Genomic DNA, 6616 nt, shown 5'->3' on the forward strand with positions numbered 1-6616 from the left:
TCCAAAAGAAAAGACTTTGTATAGTAGCATTAGTAATATAATCTGCAAAGTCAGATTATATTACTGGAAATTTCGAGACCTTAGGCTCGAAATTTAGCAATGAGACAGACATAGCTGGCTGCTTGCGTCCTTTTGCTACTATAAAACAAAGTCTATTACGAACATTTTAGTTGCGGAAAATCTTAGCTTCCAAGAACAAATCATTATACAATCCTAACAACTCAGAACCTAAATTCTCATACACTTCCATATTTTCCATATGCTCATCCGTAGGATAAAAAGTCTCATTACTTGTTACCTCTTCCGGCAACAACTCTAATGCATCCTTATTCGGAGTTGAATACCCTACATATTCTGCATTTTTAGCAGCCACATCAGGTCTCAATAAAAAAGAAATAAAACGATAAGCCCCATCATAATTTTTAGCTGTTTTAGGAATAACAATATTATCAAACCATAAATTCGTTCCCTCTTCAGGTAAAACGTACGTTAGATTCTCATTCTTCTCTATCATCTTAGCAGCTTCCCCAGAAAACGATACCCCGATTGAAGCTTCTTCTAAAGCCATATACGTCTTCATCTCATCTGCAATAACCGCTTTAGCATTTGGCATTAATGTTTTCAAGAATTTACCCGCATCTTTTACAACTTCAGGATCCTTCTCATTTAAAGAATATCCTTGAGTTTGAAGAGCAATTCCCATCATTTCTCTAGCCCCATCAATAAATAAAATCGAATCCTTGTAATCCTCTTTCCATAAATCAGACCATTTTGTAATTTCACCTTCAGCAATATTTTTTGTATTATAAATAATTCCTAAAGTTCCCCAGAAATAAGGAATACTATAACGATTATTTGGATCAAAACTCTTATTCAAGAATTTTTCATCTAAATGTTCCATACCTTCAATTTTAGAATAATCTAATGGCACTAATAAATCTTCTTTTAACATTTTATGAATCGCATATTCACTTGGAATCGCCACATCATAATTTGTTCCGCCTTGTTTGATTTTTGTATACATCGCTTCATTTGAATCAAAAGTCTCATAAATTACTTTATAACCTGTTTCTTCTTCAAACTGAGTAATTAAACTAGGGTCAATATAATCTCCCCAGTTGTAGACAATAATCGTATCAGGACTACCGGCAATAGCTGTTTCGAAATTTTTTCTAAATAGAAACAATCCTAAACTTGCGACTAAAATTGCTCCAAGAAACATCATTAATCGCTTCATAACGCTACCCCCTTCACTAAATCATTCTCTGCATTTTTTTGATTTAATCGTTTTGCTTGATATTGTTGAATGAAATAATATCCAATTACTAAAACTAATGAGAATAAGAACATTAATGTACTTAAAGCATTAATTTGTAAACTAATTCCTTGACGGGCTCTTGAATAAATTTCAACTGCAATTGTTGAGAAACCATTCCCTGTTACAAAGAAGGTTACCGCAAAATCATCTAGTGAATACGTAAATGCCATAAAGAACCCACTTAAAATTCCAGGTGTAATTGATGGCAAAATGATACGTGTTAACACTTGCGAACTTGTTGCACCTAAATCACGTGCCGCAGTAATCATTGAACGATTCATTTCTGTTAATTTTGGTAAAACCATTAATACAACAATCGGAATATTGAACGCAATATGAGAAAGTAGTACAGACCAAAATCCTAATTTGAATCCAATAAATGTAAATAAAATTAATAAACTTGCACCGATAATAACGTCTGGTGAAACTAATAAAATATTATTCATTCCAAGAACAAATTGTTTTCTTCTATTCGAACGAATAAAATCAATCATAATTGCCCCAAGAGTTCCAATAATCGTTGCGCATAGCGCAGATAATAACGCTAAAATTAAAGTATCAATAACGATTCCAATTAATCTTGTATCCCCAAGAACAGCTTGATAATGTTCTAAAGTAAACGATTGGAAATCGTTCATTCCTCCACCACTATTGAATGAATAATAAATTAAATAGAAAATTGGAGCATATAGTACTGCAAATACAAATACTAAATAAGCATTTGATAACCAATGATTTTTCTCTAATTTCATTATGCTTCTCCTCCTTTTCTACGATCACGTGTTACAAACATTAAAACAATCATCGCTACAATTAAGACAACACCAATTGTTGAACCCATTCCCCAGTTTTGTGTCACTAAGAAATGTTGCTCTACAGCAGTCCCTAATGTAATTACACGATTTCCTCCAATTAAACGAGTTAACATGAATAGAGAAAGTGAAGGAATAAATACTGCCTGAATACCACTTCTAACACCACTCATCGTTAATGGAATGACAACATTTTTTAATGTTTGCCAAGGAGTCGCACCAAGGTCACGGCTTGCTGCAATTAGAGAACTTGGCAATTCTTGTACCGCATTGAAAATTGGTAAAATCATAAATGGTAATTCAATATAAGCAGCTACTGTTAAGAAACTAAAATCCGTAAATAAAAATTCTTTTGGTGCAATCCCAAATAATGATAAAAATTGATTTACAGTACCCGTTTGACTAAAAATACCAATAAAAGCATAAGCTTTTAATAATAAATTCACCCAAGTCGGCAAAATAATTAATAATAACCATAAATTTTTATGTTTTGTTTTACTTAAAAAGTAAGCTGTTGGATAACTCACGACTAAAGTTACTAATGTGACTAAAAATGCATACCACACTGAGTTAAAAGTCATTTCCAAATAGTTACCTGAAGAAAAATAATTTGTATAGTTTCCAATTGTTAATTGATTATTAATATTGAAAAATGATTTATAAAAAATCATTGCTAGTGGAGTCACTACAAATAATGCCAACCATAAAAGATATGGAATGGAAAAGAACATACGTGAATTTTTAGTCATTGCTATCGTCCTCCGCTTCCTCGTAGCTTTCTAGACGAGCATCAAATTCTTCTTCACTTTCTCCAAAACGCATTACGTGGATATCTTGTGGTTCGAAGTATAAACCAACTTTTGCTCCTACTTCCGCTTTCTTCGTTGAGTGAATCATCCACTCATTTTTATTTTCATCATAACAAATAATTTCATAGTGAACGCCACGGAATAATTGTGTATCCACTTCAACAGTTAATTTTCCTTTATCTACACTTGTTAAAGATAAATCTTCCGGACGAATAACGATTTCAACTTTTTCATTTGGACGCATACCGGCATCGGCACATTCAAATTCTTTGCCAACAAATTCTACTAAATAGTCTTCTTTCATGACCCCAGCAACGATATTACTTTCTCCGATAAAGTCCGCAACAAAACGGTTAATTGGTTCATCATAAATATCTACTGGAGTACCTGATTGAATAATTTCCCCACCATTTAATACGAAGATTTCATCACTCATCGCAAGCGCTTCTTCTTGGTCGTGTGTAACGAAAATAAATGTAATACCTAAACGTTGTTGTAATTCACGTAATTCATACTGCATGTCTGTTCTTAATTTTAAGTCTAGAGCAGATAACGGTTCATCTAATAAAAGAACTTCAGGTTCATTCACTAAGGCACGAGCAATCGCAACACGTTGTTGTTGTCCTCCAGACATTTGAACAATCTCACGTTTTTCATATCCTGATAATTGAACTAATTTTAATGCTTCAGAAACTTTTTGCTTAATCGCATCTTCAGGTAATTTTTTCAAACGTAAGCCAAATGCAATATTTTCAAATACATTCATATGAGGGAATAATGCATAGTCTTGGAAAACAGTATTTACTTTACGTTTATTCGGTGGTAAATCCGTTACATCTTCTCCATTTAGCGTAACTGATCCAGTTGTTGCATCAGTAAAACCAGCAATAATACGAAGAATGGTAGTTTTTCCACATCCAGAAGGGCCTAATAATGTATAAAATTTCCCTTTCTCAATTTCAAAGTTAATATTTTTTAAAACTTGAGTATCATCATAAGATTTTGTAACATTTTCAAATGTAATAATTGTATTGTTGGACATGTTTTTGTACCAATCCTTCCTTTTTATTATAAATACGAATTTGTTGCGACAATTAAGACCTTACTTGTTTCATCGCCAGCATTTTTTATTTGGTGTTTAGCAGAAGCTTCAAAATAAAATGATTCTCCTTTTGAGACAACTTCAATTTGTTTTCCCACTTTCACCTGAACTTTACCTTCTTGAACATATCCAAAAGTTTCGGATAATGATGGTTCGAACACTTTGTATTCGCCTTTCGGTTGAAATTCCAAAATTACAGGTTCCATCTCATGTTCATTTGAATCTGGATTTAGCCAAGTAACAATAGTTTTGTGTTTAGGATCTTCCATGATGGTCATATCTTCTGGACCATAAACGGTTAGTGCTTCTTCTGGACCATCTTCAAAGAAATCCTTTGGTGCACATCCTAGCACTTCTAAAATATCAAAAAAAGTATCCATTGATGGCGAACTTAGATCATTTTCCAATTGGGAAATATATCCTTTAGACAAATCCGTCCTCTCAGCTAATTCTTCTTGGGTAAGTCCTTTTTGAACACGCAGAGCTTTCAAATGACTCCCTATTTCCATCTTATCCCTCCAATCTTTAAACTTAAAGTTTAATAACACTATGACTTATTATACTCTAAGTTTAGTAATAGTCAACAAATAAATCTCAAAAAATAAAAAAAGAACTCTATACCATGTATAGAGTTCAGACGAGTAAATATAGAAATAAGGATTCAGAGTAGCATTAGAGCCATGAAACCAAAGGTTTGCTGCCGTCCATTGCTACTAATAAAAAGTCAATTTCTTGAAATTTAATTATTTTAAAAGATCCTTCGCCATTGCTAAGCAACCAATAGTTGCTGCATTATTTCCTAATGCAGGAGTTTGTAAATATTCATCTACTGAAGGATATCCCACATACCCATTCATTAATTTCTCAAATTCTTGTTTAACTTTCTTTAATAAATGGGACTGTTGCATCACTCCACCACCTAAAACAATCACTTCAGGCGCTAAAATTAAAGTAGTATTATAAATACACTGTGCAACATAAAAAGCTTCCATATCCCAAATTGGATCAGTTGGTTCTAATTCAAAAGCAGGACGGTCAGCTTTTTCTTGTAAAGCTGGTCCAGCTGCTAAACCTTCTAAACAATCAGAATGGAAAGGACAAATACATTTTGCATGATCTTCTGGATGACGTTTTACAATCATATGACCCATTTCTGGGAAATTCATTCCACCTATAAAATCACCACGTTGGATAGCCCCTCCTCCAACACCGGTTCCAAATGTATAATATACTAAACTTTCTAAATCTTTTCCATGACCAAAATAATATTCTCCATAAGCCGCTGCGTTCACATCAGTAGTCCAATTAATTGGAACATTTAAATGACGTCTCAATTCACCTATGAAATCAAAATTTTGCCATGCTAATTTTGGAGTAGAAGTAATATAACCAAATGTTGGAGATTTTTTATTACTGTCAATAGGTCCAAAAGCACCTACTCCAACTGCTTCTAATTCTTGATCATACTTTTTAAAAAACTCAAAAACCTTTGGCAAAGTTTCTGCTGGAGTTGTTGTTGGAATTGAAATTCTTTCTAAAACTTCCATATCATGATTTCCAATCGCACAAACAAACTTTGTACCTCCAGCTTCAATACTACCTAATACCATATATTATTCCTCCAATAAATTAATAATTATATTATATACAAAAAAAGACAAGTAAGCTAGTACTTACTTGTCATCAAAAAATCGGGAATACAGGATTCGAACCTACGACCCCTTGGTCCCAAACCAAGTGCTCTACCAAGCTGAGCTAATTCCCGATAATGCACCCAACAGGAGTCGAACCTGTAACCGCTTGATTCGTAGTCAAGTACTCTATCCAATTGAGCTATGGGTGCTACTTATTCACTTATATATAGAAAAAATGCACCCAACAGGAGTCGAACCTGTAACCGCTTGATTCGTAGTCAAGTACTCTATCCAATTGAGCTATGGGTGCAATTTTTATTCAATTGTATTGAAAATGCCGAGGGCCGGGGTCGAACCGGCACGGTCATCACTGACCGCAGGATTTTAAGTCCTGTGCGTCTGCCAATTCCGCCACCCCGGCATGGGCCATGGTTTATCATTGGCAAAGCGGAAGACGGGGTTCGAACCCGCGACCCCCACCTTGGCAAGGTGGTGTTCTACCACTGAACTACTTCCGCAATTTATTCATTTAAATGCCGGCTAAAGGACTTGAACCCTCGACCCTCTGATTACAAATCAGATGCTCTACCAACTGAGCTAAGCCGGCTGAAATTTAATAGTGCGGGTGAAGGGACTCGAACCCCCACGCCTCTCGGCGCTAGATCCTAAATCTAGTGCGTCTGCCAATTCCGCCACACCCGCGATTTCTCGCTTGAGAATGAGTGATACAGGGCTCGAACCTGTGACCCTCTGATTAAAAGTCAGATGCTCTACCAACTGAGCTAATCACTCTTTATGATATGGAGGTTAACGGGATCGAACCGCTGACCCCCTGCTTGTAAGGCAGGTGCTCTCCCAGCTGAGCTAAACCTCCATAATATTTGAAAAGCGTGGCAACGTCCTACCCTCACAGGGGGAAACCCCCAACTACTATCGGCGCT

At 35.2% G+C, this 6616-nt stretch carries 6 protein-coding genes and 9 tRNA genes; all 15 read right to left on the reverse strand.

Annotated features, from left to right (window positions below; translation table 11 throughout):
• Nucleotides 1-166 precede the first annotated feature (166 nt).
• Entirely contained in the window at nucleotides 167-1237 is a 1071-nt protein-coding gene (locus tag RYL55_RS08015) for an ABC transporter substrate-binding protein (RefSeq protein ID WP_315008517.1), read from the reverse strand.
• Entirely contained in the window at nucleotides 1234-2070 is an 837-nt protein-coding gene (locus tag RYL55_RS08020) for an ABC transporter permease (protein WP_315008519.1), read from the reverse strand. Before RYL55_RS08020 ends, RYL55_RS08015 begins: the two co-directional genes overlap by 4 nt.
• Nucleotides 2070-2879 (reverse strand): ABC transporter permease, encoded by an 810-nt coding sequence (locus RYL55_RS08025; RefSeq protein WP_315008521.1) that lies wholly within the window; start codon nucleotides 2877-2879, stop codon nucleotides 2070-2072. The genes RYL55_RS08020 and RYL55_RS08025 overlap by 1 nt, the downstream gene beginning before the upstream one ends.
• The gene (locus RYL55_RS08030; RefSeq protein ID WP_315008522.1) at nucleotides 2872-3981 is read right to left on the reverse strand and encodes an ABC transporter ATP-binding protein; all 1110 of its coding nucleotides are present in this window, start codon (nucleotides 3979-3981) and stop codon (nucleotides 2872-2874) included. Before RYL55_RS08030 ends, RYL55_RS08025 begins: the two co-directional genes overlap by 8 nt.
• Nucleotides 3982-4007: 26 nt before the next feature.
• Nucleotides 4008-4550 carry an XRE family transcriptional regulator gene (locus RYL55_RS08035; RefSeq protein WP_315008524.1) on the reverse strand — a complete coding sequence of 181 codons (543 nt, stop codon included), beginning with the start codon at nucleotides 4548-4550 and terminating at the stop codon, nucleotides 4008-4010.
• A gap of 234 nt (nucleotides 4551-4784) precedes the next feature.
• Nucleotides 4785-5651 carry an ROK family protein gene (locus RYL55_RS08040; protein WP_315008526.1) on the reverse strand — a complete coding sequence of 289 codons (867 nt, stop codon included), beginning with the start codon at nucleotides 5649-5651 and terminating at the stop codon, nucleotides 4785-4787.
• 81 nt (nucleotides 5652-5732) lie between these two features.
• Nucleotides 5733-5806: transfer RNA gene (locus tag RYL55_RS08045), tRNA-Pro, on the reverse strand.
• A gap of 4 nt (nucleotides 5807-5810) precedes the next feature.
• Nucleotides 5811-5884 (reverse strand) — tRNA-Arg (locus RYL55_RS08050).
• 27 nt (nucleotides 5885-5911) lie between these two features.
• A tRNA-Arg gene (locus RYL55_RS08055) sits at nucleotides 5912-5985 on the reverse strand.
• A 25-nt stretch (nucleotides 5986-6010) separates the two neighbouring features.
• Nucleotides 6011-6096: transfer RNA gene (locus RYL55_RS08060), tRNA-Leu, on the reverse strand.
• A 25-nt stretch (nucleotides 6097-6121) separates the two neighbouring features.
• A tRNA-Gly gene (locus RYL55_RS08065) sits at nucleotides 6122-6193 on the reverse strand.
• A 16-nt stretch (nucleotides 6194-6209) separates the two neighbouring features.
• A tRNA-Thr gene (locus RYL55_RS08070) sits at nucleotides 6210-6282 on the reverse strand.
• Nucleotides 6283-6295: 13 nt separating this feature from the next.
• A tRNA-Leu gene (locus RYL55_RS08075) sits at nucleotides 6296-6377 on the reverse strand.
• 17 nt (nucleotides 6378-6394) lie between these two features.
• Nucleotides 6395-6467: transfer RNA gene (locus RYL55_RS08080), tRNA-Lys, on the reverse strand.
• Nucleotides 6468-6476: 9 nt separating this feature from the next.
• Nucleotides 6477-6549 (reverse strand) — tRNA-Val (locus RYL55_RS08085).
• Nucleotides 6550-6616: the final 67 nt, after the last annotated feature.

This window comes from uncultured Granulicatella sp. (assembly GCF_963515615.1).
GTDB lineage: Bacteria > Bacillota > Bacilli > Lactobacillales > Aerococcaceae > Granulicatella.

What these genes read in the sequence shown, in the direction of transcription:
- RYL55_RS08030 (WP_315008522.1), bottom strand. Translation starts at nt 3,981, where the DNA reads ATGTCCAACAATACAATTATTACATTTGAAAATGTTACAAAATCTTAT.
- RYL55_RS08040 (WP_315008526.1), bottom strand. Translation starts at nt 5,651, where the DNA reads ATGGTATTAGGTAGTATTGAAGCTGGAGGTACAAAGTTTGTTTGTGCG.
- RYL55_RS08015 (WP_315008517.1), bottom strand. Translation starts at nt 1,237, where the DNA reads ATGAAGCGATTAATGATGTTTCTTGGAGCAATTTTAGTCGCAAGTTTA.
- RYL55_RS08020 (WP_315008519.1), bottom strand. Translation starts at nt 2,070, where the DNA reads ATGAAATTAGAGAAAAATCATTGGTTATCAAATGCTTATTTAGTATTT.
- RYL55_RS08035 (WP_315008524.1), bottom strand. Translation starts at nt 4,550, where the DNA reads ATGGAAATAGGGAGTCATTTGAAAGCTCTGCGTGTTCAAAAAGGACTT.
- RYL55_RS08025 (WP_315008521.1), bottom strand. Translation starts at nt 2,879, where the DNA reads ATGACTAAAAATTCACGTATGTTCTTTTCCATTCCATATCTTTTATGG.